The sequence below is a fragment of the Rhizobium rhizoryzae genome (genome assembly GCF_011046895.1).
GTDB classification, from domain to species: domain Bacteria; phylum Pseudomonadota; class Alphaproteobacteria; order Rhizobiales; family Rhizobiaceae; genus Neorhizobium; species Neorhizobium rhizoryzae.
Map to the genome: position 1 here is coordinate 1,562,551 of NZ_CP049250.1, position 17,018 is coordinate 1,579,568.

General features: G+C 58.4%; 14 protein-coding genes. 11 read left to right on the forward strand and 3 right to left on the reverse strand.

Annotated elements, in window-relative coordinates; genetic code table 11:
• The first annotated feature begins 187 nt into the window (after positions 1 to 187).
• The 4 genes from G6N80_RS13545 (at position 188) to G6N80_RS13560 (ending at position 5,255) form a co-directional block, all read left to right on the forward strand.
• A complete protein-coding gene (locus tag G6N80_RS13545; protein WP_062555871.1) occupies positions 188 to 649 on the forward strand; it encodes a tripartite tricarboxylate transporter TctB family protein in 462 nt (153 codons plus the stop codon).
• 10 nt (positions 650 to 659) lie between these two features.
• Positions 660 to 2,165: a tripartite tricarboxylate transporter permease gene (locus tag G6N80_RS13550; protein WP_062555870.1), complete on the forward strand. Its 1,506-nt coding sequence runs from the start codon at positions 660 to 662 to the stop codon at positions 2,163 to 2,165.
• 258 nt (positions 2,166 to 2,423) lie between these two features.
• Complete coding sequence (locus G6N80_RS13555) at positions 2,424 to 4,115, forward strand: sensor histidine kinase (protein ID WP_062555869.1); 1,692 nt, start codon at positions 2,424 to 2,426, stop codon at positions 4,113 to 4,115.
• Between the two features lie 90 nt (positions 4,116 to 4,205).
• A complete protein-coding gene (locus G6N80_RS13560; RefSeq protein ID WP_062555868.1) occupies positions 4,206 to 5,255 on the forward strand; it encodes a DNA topoisomerase IB in 1,050 nt (349 codons plus the stop codon).
• Positions 5,256 to 5,326: 71 nt separating this feature from the next.
• On the opposite strand, the gene G6N80_RS13565 is transcribed toward G6N80_RS13560, so the two are convergent.
• A complete protein-coding gene (locus G6N80_RS13565) occupies positions 5,327 to 5,887 on the reverse strand; it encodes a type 1 glutamine amidotransferase domain-containing protein (protein ID WP_062555867.1) in 561 nt (186 codons plus the stop codon).
• Between the two features lie 473 nt (positions 5,888 to 6,360).
• Here G6N80_RS13565 and coxB point away from each other — a divergent pair, with 473 nt between their 5' ends.
• From coxB to G6N80_RS13590, 5 genes are read left to right on the forward strand one after another with little or no spacing between them, the layout of a single operon-like run.
• On the forward strand, positions 6,361 to 7,365 hold the full coding sequence (gene coxB, locus G6N80_RS13570) for a cytochrome c oxidase subunit II (RefSeq protein ID WP_246251486.1): 1,005 nt from the start codon (positions 6,361 to 6,363) through the stop codon (positions 7,363 to 7,365).
• Positions 7,362 to 9,881 carry a cytochrome c oxidase subunit I gene (ctaD, locus tag G6N80_RS13575; protein ID WP_165134497.1) on the forward strand — a complete coding sequence of 840 codons (2,520 nt, stop codon included), beginning with the start codon at positions 7,362 to 7,364 and terminating at the stop codon, positions 9,879 to 9,881. The genes coxB and ctaD overlap by 4 nt, the downstream gene beginning before the upstream one ends.
• A gap of 4 nt (positions 9,882 to 9,885) precedes the next feature.
• The gene (locus tag G6N80_RS13580) at positions 9,886 to 10,269 is read left to right on the forward strand and encodes a hypothetical protein (protein ID WP_062555864.1); all 384 of its coding nucleotides are present in this window, start codon (positions 9,886 to 9,888) and stop codon (positions 10,267 to 10,269) included.
• Positions 10,266 to 10,907 carry a cytochrome c oxidase assembly protein gene (locus G6N80_RS13585; RefSeq protein ID WP_165134500.1) on the forward strand — a complete coding sequence of 214 codons (642 nt, stop codon included), beginning with the start codon at positions 10,266 to 10,268 and terminating at the stop codon, positions 10,905 to 10,907. The genes G6N80_RS13580 and G6N80_RS13585 overlap by 4 nt, the downstream gene beginning before the upstream one ends.
• Positions 10,907 to 11,956 (forward strand): c-type cytochrome, encoded by a 1,050-nt coding sequence (locus G6N80_RS13590; RefSeq protein WP_165134503.1) that lies wholly within the window; start codon positions 10,907 to 10,909, stop codon positions 11,954 to 11,956. Before G6N80_RS13585 ends, G6N80_RS13590 begins: the two co-directional genes overlap by 1 nt.
• Before the next feature lie 221 nt (positions 11,957 to 12,177).
• Here the strand turns inward: G6N80_RS13590 and G6N80_RS13595 are convergent, their stop codons facing one another.
• Complete coding sequence (locus tag G6N80_RS13595) at positions 12,178 to 12,444, reverse strand: hypothetical protein (protein ID WP_062555861.1); 267 nt, start codon at positions 12,442 to 12,444, stop codon at positions 12,178 to 12,180.
• A gap of 119 nt (positions 12,445 to 12,563) precedes the next feature.
• Between G6N80_RS13595 and G6N80_RS13600 the strand changes: the two genes are divergently transcribed.
• On the forward strand, positions 12,564 to 12,842 hold the full coding sequence (locus tag G6N80_RS13600) for a hypothetical protein (protein WP_165134506.1): 279 nt from the start codon (positions 12,564 to 12,566) through the stop codon (positions 12,840 to 12,842).
• Between the two features lie 285 nt (positions 12,843 to 13,127).
• A complete protein-coding gene (gene glgX, locus G6N80_RS13605; protein WP_165134509.1) occupies positions 13,128 to 15,209 on the forward strand; it encodes a glycogen debranching protein GlgX in 2,082 nt (693 codons plus the stop codon).
• A 119-nt stretch (positions 15,210 to 15,328) separates the two neighbouring features.
• Here the strand turns inward: glgX and glgA are convergent, their stop codons facing one another.
• Positions 15,329 to 16,795, reverse strand: a complete 1,467-nt coding sequence (gene glgA / locus G6N80_RS13610; RefSeq protein WP_165134512.1) for a glycogen synthase GlgA — start codon at positions 16,793 to 16,795, stop codon at positions 15,329 to 15,331.
• Positions 16,796 to 17,018: the final 223 nt, after the last annotated feature.

Here is a 17,018-nt window from a genome sequence, read left to right on the forward strand (position 1 = left end):
CTCTTCTCGCGGCTGGCTCGAACTGTGTGTCATGCGGATCATGACGCTTGCCTGTCGCCTGCCACGTCTGACGCATCTGTCTCCGAATAAGGGATCGATATCCCGGCGAGCACAATGCGGGGAGCTTCAAAGGGTTAGAGCGTCGTCAATGTGTCCGGAAGGATGCCCGGCGTTCTGGGGAGGCATCATGAAATCTGTTGAATTTGACAAGACAAACGCCGCCTGTGGCGCGCTGTTTGTCGCCATAGGGCTGTTTTTCGGCTTCGAGTCGCTGGATCTGGAACTGGGCACGGCGTTTCGCATGGGGCCGGGTTATTTTCCGTTCCTGCTGGCCTGCGCGCTCGTGCTGCTGGGTGGCATTATTCTGTTTCAGGCGTTCCGCGTCGAACATGAGGGCATCGGCCCGATTGCATGGCGAGGGCTTTTCTTCATCCTGCCGTCCGCGATCTTCTTCGGCCTGACCATTCGCGGGCTCGGTTTCGTGCCGTCGCTGTTCCTCACGGCCTTCATTGCAAGTTTCGCCTCATCCAGAATGACGCCCATTCTGGCGATCCTGCTCTCGGCCGGTTTGACAGTGTTTTCGGTCCTGGTGTTCGAATACGGCCTCGGCCTTCCATTCCGCACATTCGGCCCCTGGCTTGGCTTCTAGGAGATAGCCGATGGATCTTTTCAGTAATCTTGCACTTGGTTTCTCCACCGCAACGTCGCTGGCAAACCTGTTCTTCTGCCTGATCGGTGTTCTTCTCGGAACCCTGATCGGCGTCCTGCCGGGGATTGGTGCGACCGCGACCATCGCCATGCTGCTGCCCATCACGTTCCAGCTGGAGCCGGTTTCCTCGCTCATCATGCTCGCCGGCATTTACTACGGTGCGCAATATGGTGGCTCGACTACGGCCATCCTCATCAACATGCCGGGCGAAAGCTCTTCCGCCGTGACCGCCATCGACGGTTACCAGATGGCGCGCAAGGGGCGGGCAGGGGCGGCCCTGGCCATCGCCGCGCTCGGCTCCTTCTTCGCCGGTACGGTCTCCACTTTCCTGGTTGCCATCTTCGCTCCGCCGCTGACGAAAATCGCCCTGCAGTTTGGTGCTGCGGAATATTTCTCGCTGATGGTGGTCGGTCTCGTCTCGTCCATCGCGCTTGCATCCGGCTCCATCATCAAGGCGCTCGCCATGGTGGTTCTCGGCCTGCTGCTCGGGCTTGTGGGCACCGATATCTACTCCGGCACGCCGCGCTTCACGCTAGGCATTCGCGAATACTCGGACGGTCTCAACTTCGTCGCTGTCGCTGTCGGCGTCTTCGGGATCGCGGAAATCCTGCGCAATCTTGAAGGCGAGAAGAACAGAACCGTCCTGATGTCGAAGGTCAGCGGCCTTCTGCCGACGAAGGCGGACTTCAAGGAAATGTTTGCGCCGGTGCTGCGCGGAACGGCCATCGGTTCTGCTCTGGGTATTCTGCCCGGTGGCGGTGCGATCCTGGCCGCCTTTGCATCCTATACGGTTGAAAAGCGTGTTTCGAAGAAGCCGGAGGAATTCGGCCATGGCGCGATCGCGGGCGTCGCGGGTCCGGAATCGGCCAACAATGCCGGTGCCCAGACTTCGTTCATTCCGCTTCTGACGCTTGGCATTCCGGCAAACCCGGTCATGGCGCTGATGGTCGGTGCGATGATCATCCAGGGCATCGTTCCCGGTCCGAACGTCGCGACCGAGCAACCGGCCCTGTTCTGGGGTATCATTGCTTCCATGTGGATCGGCAATCTGATGCTGGTCGTGCTCAACCTGCCGCTCATCGGGCTTTGGGTGAAGCTTCTGACGATCCCGTACTACGTGCTCTTCCCCATCATCATGGCCTTCTGCTCCATCGGGGTCTACAGCGTCAACTCGAACGTGTTCGATCTCTATGCAGTCGCCTTCTTCGGCTTCATCGGCTACGTCCTCGTCAAGTTGCGGTGCGAACCGGCGCCTCTTCTGCTCGGCTTCGTGCTGGGGCCGCTTCTGGAGGAAAACCTGCGTCGCGCCATGATCCTGTCGCGCGGTGATCCGACCACCTTCCTGACGCGACCAATCAGCGCGACACTGCTGGTGATAGCCCTGGGTGTTCTGGTCGTCGTGCTGCTGCCGAGTGTGCGCAAGAAGCGCGAGGAAGTGTTCCAGGACGAAGAATAGTCTGCCGGACAGTCAAACAAACCGCCGCCGCTCTTTTACCAGAGCGGCGGCGTTTTCGTTTTACAGGTGAGAGTTGTGACGTATTTGAACCAATACGTTGTCACATTGTATCCTGTACGGTGAACCTCTCTTGGTTCCGTGAGCGATCTCGGATAGAAGTATCGAATAGGTCGCCGGAAGCACCACTGCGGGGGGATAGAGACGATGATCGCCATGATGGTGATGTTCAGCCAAGGCTTCAGGACGTAACCTCTCCACATGAAGAGGTTTTCGGGACTTCTGCCAACTGCTCCGATTGGAGCCTATCTGGTTGCATTGGCGGCTGTCATTGCCCTGCCGTTGATTGCCTTCGTGATCTTCCTCATTCTGCGGCTGGAAGCGCAGCAACGCGCCATTCTCAACGCTGATACGCAGGACGATGCCCGCACCATTGCGCGCGCCATCGATCAGGAGTTGCGGGATGCAATCACGACTCTCAAGCTGATCTCCACATCCCCGGAACTCGATACGAACGACCTTGGCGGCTTTCATAACAGAACGCAGATGAGTCTTCGGGGAAGCTCCCGCTACGTTCTGGTTGCCGATGAGAAAGGCCTGCAGCTTCTCAATACCCGCGTCGACTATGGAACACCTTTGCCCCTGTTATCCGACCAGGAGACCTTTACGCTTGCAAGGCAGACGGACCGTATCCAGGTGTCAAACATCTTTTTTGGCAATACCAGCAAGCGCTGGGTCTTCAACGTCATTCTGCCGCTCGACGGGCCTGCGCGTGTCTCAGGGGCCGCAGCGCTCATCCTCACCCAGAATGCGGAGGACCTGCAGCGGTTGATGTCTACCGAGGGTTTGCCGAAGGGGTGGTCTGTCGGCGTTCTGGACAGGCGGGGCCATGTGGTGACTGCCACAAATGCAGCCGCCGGAGATCCGCCGCCGATATCCTTTGCCACGCAAGCCCTGATGACCGGCAATAGCGGAACCATAGAGGATGTGAACGGCAGCGACCGACTGATGTACGGCTATGCCAAGCTTTCGCCCTGGGACTGGAAGATCGTTGTCTGGGGTCCGATCAGCACGGCTCAGGCGACCATCGTTTCGACATGGCGCTACTTCGTCATCGGCAGCGCCACCTTCCTGACCGTTGGTTTACTGATCGCCTATCTGCTCGGGCGCCAGTTGCGGACGCCCATCCGGCAAATCGCGGAAATGGCAGAGCGGATTGGCCGGGGTGAAATCGTATCTCCGGTAGAGACGCGCATAGCTGAGGCCAACCAGGTTGCCATTGCACTGTCCAATGCCTCGTTCGATCGTAGCGAGGCTGAAGATCGCGCGCATCTGGTCATGCGAGAGCTGGTGCACCGGACGAAGAACATCATGACCCTAATCCAGGCCATGATGCGCCAGTTGGCGCGCAAGGAAACGAATATCAACGCATTTCAAAGCGCCATTGGCGAACGGTTGCAGGGTCTTGGCCGATCCATCGAGATGCTGGCGCAGGAGCAATGGGCAGGCGTCCCACTGATGCGCGTCGTAGCACAGCATCTTGAATCCTTCGCCGAAGCTCAAAGCAGGGTGGATGTTGCCGGTCCGGATTTTGTTCTGCGCGCCGAAGCCGTGCAGAACCTCGGTCTGATCCTTCACGAACTGGCGACCAACTCGGTCAAGTACGGTGCCTTGTCAGCGCCGGAAGGGCGGGTTTCGCTGAGCTGGAGGGTTGACGAGGCCGAGGAGGGGGAGCCACGCATCATCATCGACTGGGTGGAGCAAAATGGTCCGCCTGTGCAGGAGCCCGCAACGACCGGTTTCGGAACGACGATCATCAAACGGCATGCGGCGGCGGCATTCAGCGGGCATGTGGAAGTTGATTATTCGGAACACGGATTCCGCTGGACACTCTCCGGTCCGCGCCGTGTTTTCGAGCGTTGCCCGACAGAGGCGCAAAAGGAAGACGCCTGATTTCGGGCACTGTCGTCATCCCTAACCGGAATTTCAAAATTACACATTTCCTGTAGAGGAACGAAGCAATACATCCGGCGTTTGGCGCACATGGATGTCACAAGCACGCTTGAACCCGCAAAACCACTTCTGGATACGATCGGCCTCGTCTATGTCAGCGATGCGGAGCCGGGGATACGGCGCCTGCGCAGGGGCAAGGGCTTCTGCTACCGGATGCCCGACGGATCGCTTCTCTGCGAAGGACCCGAAAAACAGCGTATCTCGGCGCTCGGTCTTCCGCCAGCCTATGAAAATGTCTGGATCTGCCTGGACCCGAACGGCCATCTTCAGGCAACCGGGCTGGATGCGCGCGGGCGGAAGCAATACCGTTATCACTCTGCGTGGCAGACCTTTCGCAGTGAGCTGAAATACGACCAGCTCGGTTCCTTCGCCGATGCACTGCCGCGGATCCGGCGCCGGATCGAGCGCGATCTCCTGAATGGACTTGATCGGCAAGAGGCTGTGCTCGCGGCTCTGGTCTCGCTTCTGGATGTCACGCACCTTCGCATCGGCAACCGGGCCTACGCCAAGCAGAACAAGACCTACGGGGCGACGACGCTTCTGAAGCGGCATATGAGCTTCAGCGAAGATGGAGTACTGCTGAAGTTTACCGCCAAGGGTGGCAAGCGCGTGCGCCATACCATCCGTCATCCGAAGCTGCAGCGCCTGTTCGAGCAGATCGCCGATTTGCCGGGCCGGCAGCTTTTTTCCTGGCTGGATGAAGAGGGCGTGGCCCACCCTGTGGATTCCGGTCGCCTGAATTCCTATCTGGCGTCCTGCGCGGGCCTGACCGTTTCAGCCAAGACCTTTCGGACGTGGGGCGGCTCTCTCGCAGCCTTCACCGCAGCAACCCGCGCCGTAAAACAGGGTGAGAAGGTTCGCATCAAGATGCTGACTCATGCCGCTTCCGAAAGGCTGCAGAACACGCCTGCCGTATGCCGAAACAGCTATATCCACCCGACGGTTCTTGCGCTCGCGGAAGACATTTCGCCGCTCCAGCGCCTTATGGAGAAACCTCTGGCCGCCGACGCAAAAGTGCGCGGCCTGCGCGCCGAGGAACAGTGGCTGCGCGCTTTCCTGAAGCTGTCGAACGCCGGATGATCGACTGAGCTTGATGATTGATACGAAAAAGGCCGCTACGGAAGCGGCCTTTTTGCTAGACGTTGAGATGCTCAGGCAGCCTGACGCTTGTGGCGACCTTCCTGGACCTCTTCTACGATCTTTGCCACGAAGGCCTGAAGATCTTTCGGGGAACGGGATGTGATGATGCCGTTATCGGTCACGACTTCCTTGTCTTCCCAGGACGCGCCCGCGTTTTTCACGTCGGTCTTGATCGAATGGTAAGAGGTCGCCTTGCGGCCGCGCAGAGCATCGGCCTCTACCAGCAGCCATGGGCCATGGCAGATAGCCGCAACCACCTTGCCGGTCTTGATGAAGTTGCGGACGATGTCGACCGCCTTTTCTTCCGTGCGGAGGATATCCGGGTTGATCTGCCCGCCCGGGATGACCAGCGCGTCATAGTCATCGTGCTTGACCTGATCGACCGTGATATCAACCGGTACGGTGTCGCCCCAATCCTTCTCGTCCCAGCTCTTGATTTCGCCGGGCTTCAGCGAGGCGATCTTTACATCTGCACCATGCCTGCGCAGCTCTTCCAGAGGCACGCGCAGTTCAGAGCGCTCATAGCCGTCGGTTGCGAGAATAAGAATACGTGCGGAACCAATGTCAGTCATATTTATATAATCCTTTGTCAGTGATTGAACTTGTGTCAAGGACGTCCGGTCGAAAGGTCACGACCATTGATGGAAGCCGGTACGCTGATTTGATCGCGCGGCCTGCGTGGGAAAGGCAGGCTCACGCTTTCCGGTGAGACAACATGCAAGTGCGGGCGATCAGCACCTGTTGGCCTGTCCACCTTGCCGCTTTTGCTCCAGAACTTTCTCAAGCGTTTCACCAGATTTTCCATCGTCGTTCTCCCATGACCATCTGTGGTGGCGAAGATCTTTCTGCCTTCTTGCGGTGATCAAACCCGCAAAGTGTAATTTAGGTTCCTGTTAAAAAACGGATCCGATGTCGGGAACAAAGTTGGCAGGCCAACGTTTACGGGCATTGGTGCGGTCATCAGGGATGATCAAACTTTCTCTGATTGAGCCGGGGCAGTATGAATGTTGAGCGATTGGCAGGGGCGGCCAACCGATCACGAGAGGTGATCCATCACCTCCGTCTTGTTTCTCTTGCAATTTGTCTTCTTGCCCTGAGTTCGTGCAGCGGCGTTCAATCGGCGCTCGATCCTGCTGGTCGGGAAGCGGAAGCGGTCGCGACCCTGTTCTGGGTCATGGTTGCAGGCGGTGGCCTCATCTGGCTCTGCGTCATGGGTGCCTTTCTGTTTGCCGGTCGCTTCAAGACGCAACCGCTGACCGAACGCCGCGCAGGCGGCATCATCGTCTTTGGTGGCGTTGCCTTTCCCGTTGTGGTGCTGGCGGGCCTGATTGCCTATGCAGTCTGGTTGATGCCTGCCATGCGGCCCTGGTTTGCGGGCGAGGGCGAAGGTTTGCGCCGCATTGAAATCACCGCCGAGCAATATTGGTGGCGAGTCCGTTACCTCGATGACAAAGGGCAGGTGCTGCGCGAGAGCGCCAATGAAGTGTTCATGCCGGTCGATGAGCGCGTGCTGTTCGTCCTCAAGGCAAAGGACGTCATCCATTCCTTCTGGATTCCCTCGCTTGGCGGAAAGATGGATGCCATTCCGGGACGAATGAACAATCTTCAGCTCGAAGCCACGAAGACCGGCAGCTATCGTGGCGTCTGTGCTGAGTTCTGTGGCACGGCTCATGCGCTGATGGCCTTCACCGTCGAGGTTCTGGAAAAGCAAGCGTTCGAGGACTGGCTGCAGCCCAAGGCGAGCCCAACGCCGGTTTCAGCGGCCCAAACACCCGATGCCGGGGGGCTTGACGCGTTCCTCAAGAACGGGTGCGGGGCCTGCCATGCGATTGATGGCACGCAAGCGCAAGGTGCTATCGGACCCAATCTGACCGGTTTCGGGACACGGCCAACGCTTGCCGCCGGAACCTTACCCAATACGACCGGTCACCTGATCCGCTTCATCAAGACCCCTGATCTCATCAAGCCGGGCGTCAATATGCCCTCTTACAACATGCTGCCACAGGCGGAAGTCGAGGCGATCAGCCTTTACCTGAAAGGACTGAAATGACCGGCAAGCTTGGCCCCCTCCTTCCGCAGGATCAACGCGAGGCGCAGGATAAGCGCCTGCGCGACGTGTGGAAAACCCCCTCGGGCTGGCGCTACTGGACATCGGTCAACAATAGCGAAATCGGCCTGTGGTACGGCTGTACGGCCTTCATATTCATGCTGTTTGCAGGCGTTCTCGCGCTCTTGATCCGGCTTCAGCTTGCCGTTCCAGATAATACCTTTCTCAGCGCCAATTTTTTCAATCAGGCCTTCACCCTGCATGGCACGGTGATGATGTTCCTGTTTGCGGTGCCGATTTTCGAAGCCGTCGCGATCTTTCTTTTGCCGTCGATGCTTGGCGCGCGCGAGCTTCCGTTTCCTCGGCTATCCGCCTTCGGCTTCTGGAGCTTTGCGATCGGTGGTGTTTTCGTTTGTGGCTCGATCTTCTTCGGTGCTGCACCCAATAGCGGCTGGTTCATGTATCCGCCGCTTGCAACCGACAAGGAGCAGACGGGCATTGGTGCCGATATCTGGCTACTTGGGTTATCCTTCATCGAAGTGGCATCAATCGCTGCTGCCGTGGAACTCATCGTCGGCATCATGAAGTGCCGCGCTCCCGGCATGCGCGTCAACATGATGCCGCTCTTTGCCTGGTACCTGCTTATCGTGGCAGGCATGATCCTGTTTGCCTTTCCGCCACTGATTGCGGGCGACCTGCTGTTCGAGATGCAGCGCATGTTCGACTGGCCCTTCTTCGATGCGGAGCGCGGTGGTGATCCGCTCTTGTGGCAGCACCTTTTCTGGATTTTCGGCCACCCGGAAGTCTACATCATCTTCCTGCCAGCCATCGCGCTGATGGCGATGATCGTGCCGACCTTCTCGCAGCGACCCATCGTCGGCTATTCCTGGATCGTTCTGGCGGCGGTGGGCACCGGCTTCCTGAGCTTCGGGCTCTGGGTCCACCACATGTTCACCACCGGCCTCCCGCAAATTTCGCTGGCCTTCTTTTCAGCCGCATCGGAAGCGGTTGTCATCCCCACCGGCGTGCAGATCTTCGTGTTCATTGCCACCATGCTGGCGGGCCGGGTCATCTTTTCGGTACCAATGCTGTTCGGGGCAGGGGGCCTTGCCATCTTTATCATCGGCGGCCTGACCGGCGTCATGGTGGCGCTGGTGCCTTTCGACTGGCAGGCACACGATACCTATTTCATCGTTGCTCACCTGCACTATGTGCTCATCGGTGGCATGCTGTTTCCGGTCACGGCGGGCATCTATTATTTCTACCCCTTCTTCAACGGCAAGAAGCTCTCGGATGCCTGGGGCAAGATCGCCTTCTGGCTGATGTTCGTGGGCTTCAACGTCGCCTTCTTCCCCATGCATTTCGCCGGCTTGCGCGGCATGCCCCGGCGAGTGTTCACCTATCCCGCCGAGATGGGATGGGACTGGTTCAACCTCATCTCCACCGTCGGCGCCTTCGTCTTTGCGGCCGGCTTCCTGATCGTGGTGGCCGATGTTGTACGGCCAAAGACCAGACAGGCGCCAGCCAAGCCCAATCCATGGAATGCGGGCACGATGGAGTGGTTGAACCAGCATGAGGAAAGCTGGGGCATTCGCTCAATTCCCATCATTAAAAGCAGGTATCCGCTGTGGGATCAGCCTGATCTGCGAAAGAACATCGAGGATGGCCGCTACTATCTGCCAGACGCAGAGACGGGCCATCGCGAAACGCTGGTGACATCAGTGCTGGATGGTGCGCCACAGCAGGTTTTGCGCGTCGGAGGGTCATCCTATGTCACGATGATCGCCGCGTTCCTGCTAGGCGGTGTCTTCATTGCACTCACCTACGAATGGTGGTGGACCACGATCATCTGCGCCATCGGCACATTGATTGCCATTCTCTACTGGCTGTGGACGGGGACGGCGCAGATCCCGGAAGCAGAGATGCGCGATGCAGGACTTGGGGAACGCTTTCCGCTCTATGTATCCGGCCCCGCATCCGTCGGCTGGTGGGCAATGTTCATCACCATGGTGGGTGATGGCACCGCATTTGCGAGCCTGATCTTCGGCTATTTCTTCTATTGGACGATCCATGATGATTTCACGGGAGGGCAGGTCGGTCCAGGCTGGCAATGGCCGCTGGCGGCAGCGGCGCTGTTCGTGATTGCCTGGGGCTGCATGCTTCTGGCGCGCTTTGCCAACACGCGCAATCTCGCCTCCACGATGCGGCTATCGATTGCTGTCTCCTTCCTGCTGACGATCGCCGGTGTCGCAGCCGGTCTGATGGGGCCTTACCAGCATGCCATGGAGCCGACATTGCATGTGTACCCCGCCACCGTCTGGATCCTCGCAATCTGGACCTCGACGCACGGCGCGGTGGCTCTCATCATGCAACTCTATTGTCTGGCACGCAGCTATGCCGGCTACCTGACGGCAGACTACGATCAGGATCTCTGCAATGTGGTGCTCTATTGGCACTTCATGGTGTTTACCGCCGTGGTGACCTATCTCACCATCGGCCTCTTCCCGGAACTGAGGTGAAGCGATGAAGAGCTTCATTCCGCGCGAAGTCGAAACATTGTGGACGTTGTTCACGGCCCCTGCCGTGTGGGCGCTCCACTTTCTTGTCTGTTATGTTGCCGCCGCCATCTACTGCGCCAAACCCGGATTTCTCGGGCTTGGTTTTCTGGACCTTCGATGGTTGCTTGGCGGCCTGACATTTGTCGCGCTCGCCTTCATCGTGCTGGCAGGCTATCTCGCCTGGCGACAATGGGGGTTCGGCTCTGGCGATCCGCCCCATGACGAGCCGACCCGCGATGACCGCAAGCTGTTTCAGGGGTTTGCCACGCTGCTTCTCTGCGGCTTGAGTTTCGTGGCCGTGATCTATACCGCAATTCCGCTGATCTTTCTGGCGGAGTGTCAATCATGACCGTCAAGCGATCGTGCCTTGTCGCCGGATTGCTGATCGTGGCGCTTGCCTGGCTTTTGCTTGCACTCGGCGACAAGACATCCTTTTCCATCCATATGATCGTGCACATGGCGGTGGTCGCCGCTGCCGCACCATTCATGGCCTATGGAATGGCGGGAGGCAGTCTCGATTTCGTATCGCGTAGTCGCGTACTCACGCCCGTCACGGCCTCCATGCTGGAACTGGTCACCGTCTGGGGGTGGCATTTGCCTGCCGCGCGTGAATGGGCCGAAACATCAATGCTGGCTCGAGTTCTCGAACAGACATGCTTCCTCAGCGCCGGATTGATCCTGTGGCTTGCATGTCTTGGCGGCACCGACCCCGAACGTGACAGCAAGCGGTTGGGCGGCGTTCTGGGCCTGCTTTTCACCTCCATGCACATGACACTCCTGGGGGCGCTTCTGGCGTTGTCGCCGCGTCCGCTTTACGGGGCCGGTGAAGTCACCTGTTTCGGGATCGTGCTGTCGGCCGGTCAGGACCAGCAGATCGGCGCGGTCATCATGCTGATGGTTGGAGCGGCCGTCTATCTTGCCGGTGGTGTTGCGCTGCTTGGGCGCACGCTGCGTGAACCTGAACCAAACCCCCTGGGAGATCGCTAATGGTCGTTCGCTGGAAACACGTCCTTCTTGCTTTTCTGGCCGCGGTTATCCTGGGCTTCGGGTTTGCCTGGTCAGGGCTGATGGGCGTTGGAGCACGCAGCGGGCATTGGGCGGTCACGGACTGGTTTCTCCACTGGGTGATGCGCAACTCGGTCCGAACAGCCGCCCTGCAAACCGAGCCGCCGCCTTTCGATAATCCCGAAATGCTGAAACTGGCCGCCGGACATTATGAGCAGGGCTGCGCCTTCTGCCATGGGTCTCCGGCTGAGGAGCGCTCCGCTGTGTCCCGCAACATGCTGCCCGAACCTCCCGACCTGAAAGAAAAGGTACCTGAGTGGACGAAAGCTGAGCTGTTTCACATCGTTCAAGACGGCGTGCGTTTCACCGGCATGCCTGCGTGGCCAGCCCCGCATCGGGAAGACGAGGTGTGGTCGATGGTGGCGTTTCTCGAGCAGGTTCCGCAGATGTCGGCGGAGGATTATCGCCAGTTGGCCGGGCTGGATGTGACTGGCGGCAGCAATGCCGTGCTGGACTGCCAGTCCTGCCACGCGCCAGAGCGACTGAACGGTAAAAGCCTGATTCCAAGCCTCGCTGGTCAATCGGAAACCTATTTGCGGGAAAGCCTGTTTGCCTATGCGGATGGTCGACGTCTGAGCGGCGTGATGCAAACGGCGATTGCCGGTTTGTCGAAAGAACAATTGGCGTCTCTCGCCAGAGACTATGCCAGCATGCAGCGTGGTAGCGTCGCAAACCATGACGCCAATCCTCGAGGAGCTGATATCGATAAGGGCCGCGAACTTGCTGAAAAGGGGCGAGCGGCAGATCGCATTCCGGCGTGTCTCACCTGCCACGAGCGGGCGGATGGTAACCCGAGTTACCCCAAGCTTTCAGGCCAGAGTGTGCCTTATCTGACCAATCAGCTACGCCTGTTCCGTCAGGAGCACCGTGGAGGAACTGTTTTTGGGCACCTCATGCTTCCAGTGGCGAACAATCTGACCGACGCAGACATCGAGAATGTCAGCGCCTATTTCGCGTCGAAACAAGAATGATCCGACGCAGCACAGGACGTTCAGGCCGCTCAAACCGGCACGATGAACATGTAGCAAGCTGCGACTGCGAAAACGAAACTGGCGGCTTCAACCCATTCGCGTGACATGACGACTTCTCCCTGACTGTGTGTCCTCAAAACGCTCCTTCCGTTTTCAGGTTCCACAGAATTGCCACAGGTGTGAAGAATGGGCCGAAACTCTGTCTGAAAAATGACAGTCTCTTAAGAATTTGCAGCCATATGGCGGGCCCGTGCTGCCTCTACAATGGACCGGATCTCGCGTGCCATTCCTGCCTCGAGCACCAGGCCTTCGGTCGGGATGACGCCCGGATCTTCCTCGTGATTTTTATAGCTCGCGTCATCGCGGATACTGGCGATGAAGCGGTCAATGGCGCGGTCTCCGCCCATGAGCGCTGCAACGAGGTCTATCATCAGCTCTCGATGTGCATTCACGCGTCCTTCGAGTTCTTCCGGTGTCAAAGCGGTCATTCGTGGCTCCTTCGATTGAGAAGTGACTGCATCGGAGCGAGATAGTGCCCTGCAGGGATTTGGGAACAATGCCGTAAACAGCTGAGTTACTCTGCAACACACTCTCTGGAGGACGCACAATGGCAGGACATGCCGCACTGGGTGGAATTTCCCCGGGCAAGGACATTCGGGACCGTCTCATCCTTGCGCTTTACGCTCAACTCAAGGCGGAGCGCGATACGCGTGAAGCTCTTGAATATGTCATCCGAAAAGGCGCGATTTCGCCTGAGGTCCTGGAAGCAATCGCTGCCGATCCTATCCCCGGTGCCGCTGAGGCGGATATCGCAGCGGTCGACAAGATCGTCTCCATGGACCGAACGAAGACGCAAGGCCGTCATCAAGAGGAGCGAGCACAATGAAACGGACGATTGGTGCCATAGCGCTTCTTGCTTTGCTGGCCGGATGCGATTCTGATCAGCAAAACACGCGCAGCGATACGGATCCCGTAACAACAAAAGGGCAGGGGACCGCACCTGCCGAGCGGGATCCTACCCCTCAATCGGGCACGGGCGGAGACTCCCAAAGCAATAACCAAGGCATGACGACGACACCGAAGCCATAATGCCGCCCAGATTTCGCAGGGCAAACGGGAACGAAAAACCATCTCGCGCTTTTGATTGTGCAAAGCAACAGCAGGGTGCGGTATGGACACGAAGTCACATAATTTTACGATCGAATCTGGCACTTGGCTGGAACGGGGTGCCACGTTTGACGGTCAGGGAACGAACTTTGCGCTGTTTTCAGCGCATGCGGAGCGCGTGGAGCTCTGCCTGTTCGATCCCACCGGCAAAACCGAAATCGCACGGTTGACCCTGCCCGAGAACACACATGAGATCTGGCATGGCTATGTGCCTGGCCTCAAGCCGGGCCAGCTTTATGGCTACCGTGTGCACGGCCCCTACGACCCGGAAAATGGCCACCGGTTCAACCCGAACAAGCTTCTGCTCGACCCCTATGCAAAGGAGCTCTTCGGCACGTACGAGTGGAAGGACGCCCATTTCGCCTACGATATCTATCACGACGACAAGGATCTTACCTTCGACGAGCGCGACAGTGCGCCGTTCACGCCGAAGTGCCGGGTGATCGATCCCTACGCCATCGACTGGGAAGGCGACAACCGTCCAAATGTCCCCTGGCCGTCCGCGATCATTTATGAAACGCATGTGAAGGGCTTTACGCAGCTCAACCCGGCCATCCCGCAGGATCTGCGCGGCACCTATGAGGGCATGGGACACAAGGCTACGGTGGACTACATCAAGAGCCTTGGCATCACCTCCGTCGAGCTCTTGCCAGTCCATGAATTTCCTGACGATCAGCACCTTCTCGACAAGGGCCTGAAGAACTTCTGGGGCTACAATTCGATCGGCTTCTTTGCGCCTGCCTCCCGTTACTACGGCCCGAAAGGCATACAGGGCTTCCGCGACATGGTGCGAAGCTTCCACGATGCCGGCATCGAGGTCATTCTGGATGTGGTCTACAACCACACGGCGGAAGGCAATGAGCTTGGTCCGACGCTCTCCTTCAAGGGCATCGATAACTTCTCCTATTACCGCACCCTGCCGGACAATCATCGCTACTATATCAATGATACCGGCACCGGAAACACGGTGAACACCTCCCACCCGCGCGTATTGCAGATGATCATGGATTCGCTGCGCTACTGGGTCGAGCACATGCATGTCGACGGGTTCCGCTTCGATCTCGGGACCATTCTCGGGCGTGAGCCCGAAGGGTTCGATGAGCGCGGTGGGTTTTTCGATGCCATCACCCAGTGCCCCATCCTCTCCAAGGTCAAGTTGATCGGCGAGCCGTGGGATATCGGTCCGGGCGGCTATCAGGTTGGTGGCTTCCCACCCGGCTGGGCAGAATGGAACGACAAGTATCGCGATACGACCCGCGAATACTGGAAGGGTGACCAGAATACGGCACCTGATTTCGCCGCTCGTCTGCTTGGTTCCGGCGATATCTACGACCTCAGGGGCCGCCGTCCGTGGTCGAGCGTCAACTTCCTTGCAGCGCATGACGGTTTCACGCTCAACGATCTTGTTTCCTACAACGAGAAGCACAACGACGCGAACGGGGAGGACAACAACGACGGCCACAATGACAACCGCAGCTACAACTACGGTGCGGAAGGCCCGACGGAAGATGAGGGCATCAACGCTGTCCGTGAGCGTCAGAAGCGCAACTTCCTCGCCACGCTCCTGCTTTCGCACGGCACGCCGATGCTGTTGGCGGGTGACGAATTCGGCCGAAGCCAGATGGGCAATAACAACGGCTATTGCCAGGACAGCGAGATCTCCTGGCTGCAGTGGGAAGGCCTGCCGGACACGAACGAGGCCCTTCGCAAGTTCACGAAGCAGATCATTGCGCTTCGTCACAAGCAGCCGATCTTCCGCCGCGAAAGCTGGCGCGATGGAATGGAGGTGAACTGGTTCAACGCTGGCGGGGGCTACCAGCAGCCGGAGCAATGGCTGGAGGGCACAACGCTTGGCCTGCATCTTGGCCGTCGCGATCTGGAGGGACAGTCAGGCATCTGGTCGGATGTGCTGATGCTGTTCAATCCCTTTGAAGGAACAGTACCCTTCAAGATCCCGCCGCTGAACAAGGGGCGCTGGATCCTCGAACTGACGACGGCGGATCCTTCAATCCGAGGGCAAGAGATCGATCAGGACGAAGACTACGAACTGGAAGGCCGAAGCCTTGCCGTGTTCCGACGCGGTTAAGTGATCCGCAAAGTGGCAAAGGGCCGGGCTTGTCCCGGCCTTTTGCTGAAGAGTTGTCAGAGCAAGGTCAATAAAAAAGCTGGCATCGCGCCAGCTTTTTGCATGCCATCAAATCGGTTTCATCGATATCGCCGCTGATCTGTCGCCTCCTGCCGTCGAGCCAGCAGGTTGTTGTAAATGGCCGCGTATTTCTCGGCGCTCCGTTCCCATGAAAAGTGCGTCTTCATGCCCTGATGCTGCAACCGCGCCCAGTTGCGCGTATCTCCATACGTATCGAGCGCACGACGCAAGGCCAGTCGCAAGCCATCCGTATTGACCGGATGGAACTGGAAGCCGGTTGCGACCCGCGCCGACATGGCGGCGTCGTTTGCATCGATGATCGTCTCCGATAGCCCGCCAGTGCGGGAGACGACTGGCACGCAGCCATAGCGGAGCGCGTACAGCTGTGTCAGGCCACAGGGTTCAAACCGAGACGGTTGAACGATAGCATCCGACCCACCCTGGATGAGATGGGCTGTCGGCTCGTCATAGCCGGTGTGCACGGCCATCCTTCCCGGAAACCGGTCTGCGGTGCGCCTCAGAATACGTTCGATCTCGTGATCGCCCTGGCCGAAAACGATAATCCTGCCGCCCTGGTACAGCACCTCGTCCGCCGCTTCCGCGAACATGTCCATGCCTTTTTGCCAGGTCAGCCGGGTGATCGCCGAGAAAACAGGCCCATCGCCCTGTTCCAGCCCAAAACGCTCCAGAAGTGGTGCCCGGTTCTCGCGTTTGCGCTTCAGGCTGGTGGAATCGAAATTCCTTGGCAGAAACGGATCCGTTGAAGGGTTCCAGACATCCATATCGATGCCGTTTACGATGCCACGCAAGGACATCACGCGCTGATTGAGCACGCCATCCAGCCCCATGCCGAAGCGGCTGGTCAGGATCTCCCGGGCATAGGTTGGACTGACGGTCGTAATCATGTCCGACGTTTGCAGGCCACCCTTGAGATAGCTGATATCGCCGAAATATTCGAGGCAATTGGTGTTGAACAGATGTGGCGGCAGATCCAGCGCCGGGAGACGATCGGCACCATATTGGCCCTGAAAAGCGAGATTGTGGATCGTCAGAACGACCGGCACGTCGCATCCCGCCTCCCGCATGTAAACGGAGGTCAGTGCGCTCTGCCAGTCATGCGTGTGGACAAGATCCGGTCGCCAACCCGGAAGTGCTCCATTGGCCACATTGGCTGCAGCCTTGGACAGGACTGCAAATCGCAACCAGTTGTCGTGATGATCTTCTCCCGCTCCGTTGATATAGGGGCCGCCGTCACGATCATAGAGGGTAGGGCAGTCAAGGATTAGAAGGTCCAGACCCTCATGCTCAGCGCGAAACAGCGTAGCACGCTGGCCAAGCAGGTCCTCGAAGCTCGTGAGCGGAAGGAGGTCCGGCAGCCTGGCAAGAACGGAAGGGTAGCCGGGAAGCATCGTCGTCGTCTGTATCGCGCAGTTTGCCAAAGCTTTGGGAAGAGAACCCGTAACGTCCGCCAGACCCCCGGTCTTGATGAGGGGGTACATTTCGGACGTCACGGAAAGCACTTTCATCGGCTCTAATTCTTTCATCCTTGCGCGGGAATACCTCGACTTTTCAATGATTTCATCACGCCGAAATCTGTTTTCGAAATTGACTGGCGCGTTCATCATGTCGATGTCCTTCCTTCACGCATCGGTCGGTCCGCACAAACGCTTTCATCGGGCCGAACCGCGCGAAATGAAGCCGCGTTCCAATGGTTGGAGAAAATTAGAAAGAGTTTCGACGCGCGCATTT

Coding starts and splice junctions, on each gene's coding strand:
- glgX (WP_165134509.1), top strand. CDS start 13,128: ATGGACACGAAGTCACATAATTTTACGATCGAATCTGGCACTTGGCTG.
- G6N80_RS13555 (WP_062555869.1), top strand. CDS start 2,424: ATGAAGAGGTTTTCGGGACTTCTGCCAACTGCTCCGATTGGAGCCTAT.
- G6N80_RS13590 (WP_165134503.1), top strand. CDS start 10,907: ATGGTCGTTCGCTGGAAACACGTCCTTCTTGCTTTTCTGGCCGCGGTT.
- G6N80_RS13585 (WP_165134500.1), top strand. CDS start 10,266: ATGACCGTCAAGCGATCGTGCCTTGTCGCCGGATTGCTGATCGTGGCG.
- G6N80_RS13560 (WP_062555868.1), top strand. CDS start 4,206: ATGGATGTCACAAGCACGCTTGAACCCGCAAAACCACTTCTGGATACG.
- G6N80_RS13580 (WP_062555864.1), top strand. CDS start 9,886: ATGAAGAGCTTCATTCCGCGCGAAGTCGAAACATTGTGGACGTTGTTC.
- G6N80_RS13600 (WP_165134506.1), top strand. CDS start 12,564: ATGGCAGGACATGCCGCACTGGGTGGAATTTCCCCGGGCAAGGACATT.
- G6N80_RS13595 (WP_062555861.1), bottom strand. CDS start 12,444: ATGACCGCTTTGACACCGGAAGAACTCGAAGGACGCGTGAATGCACAT.
- G6N80_RS13565 (WP_062555867.1), bottom strand. CDS start 5,887: ATGACTGACATTGGTTCCGCACGTATTCTTATTCTCGCAACCGACGGC.
- G6N80_RS13550 (WP_062555870.1), top strand. CDS start 660: ATGGATCTTTTCAGTAATCTTGCACTTGGTTTCTCCACCGCAACGTCG.
- glgA (WP_165134512.1), bottom strand. CDS start 16,795: ATGAAAGTGCTTTCCGTGACGTCCGAAATGTACCCCCTCATCAAGACC.
- ctaD (WP_165134497.1), top strand. CDS start 7,362: ATGACCGGCAAGCTTGGCCCCCTCCTTCCGCAGGATCAACGCGAGGCG.
- G6N80_RS13545 (WP_062555871.1), top strand. CDS start 188: ATGAAATCTGTTGAATTTGACAAGACAAACGCCGCCTGTGGCGCGCTG.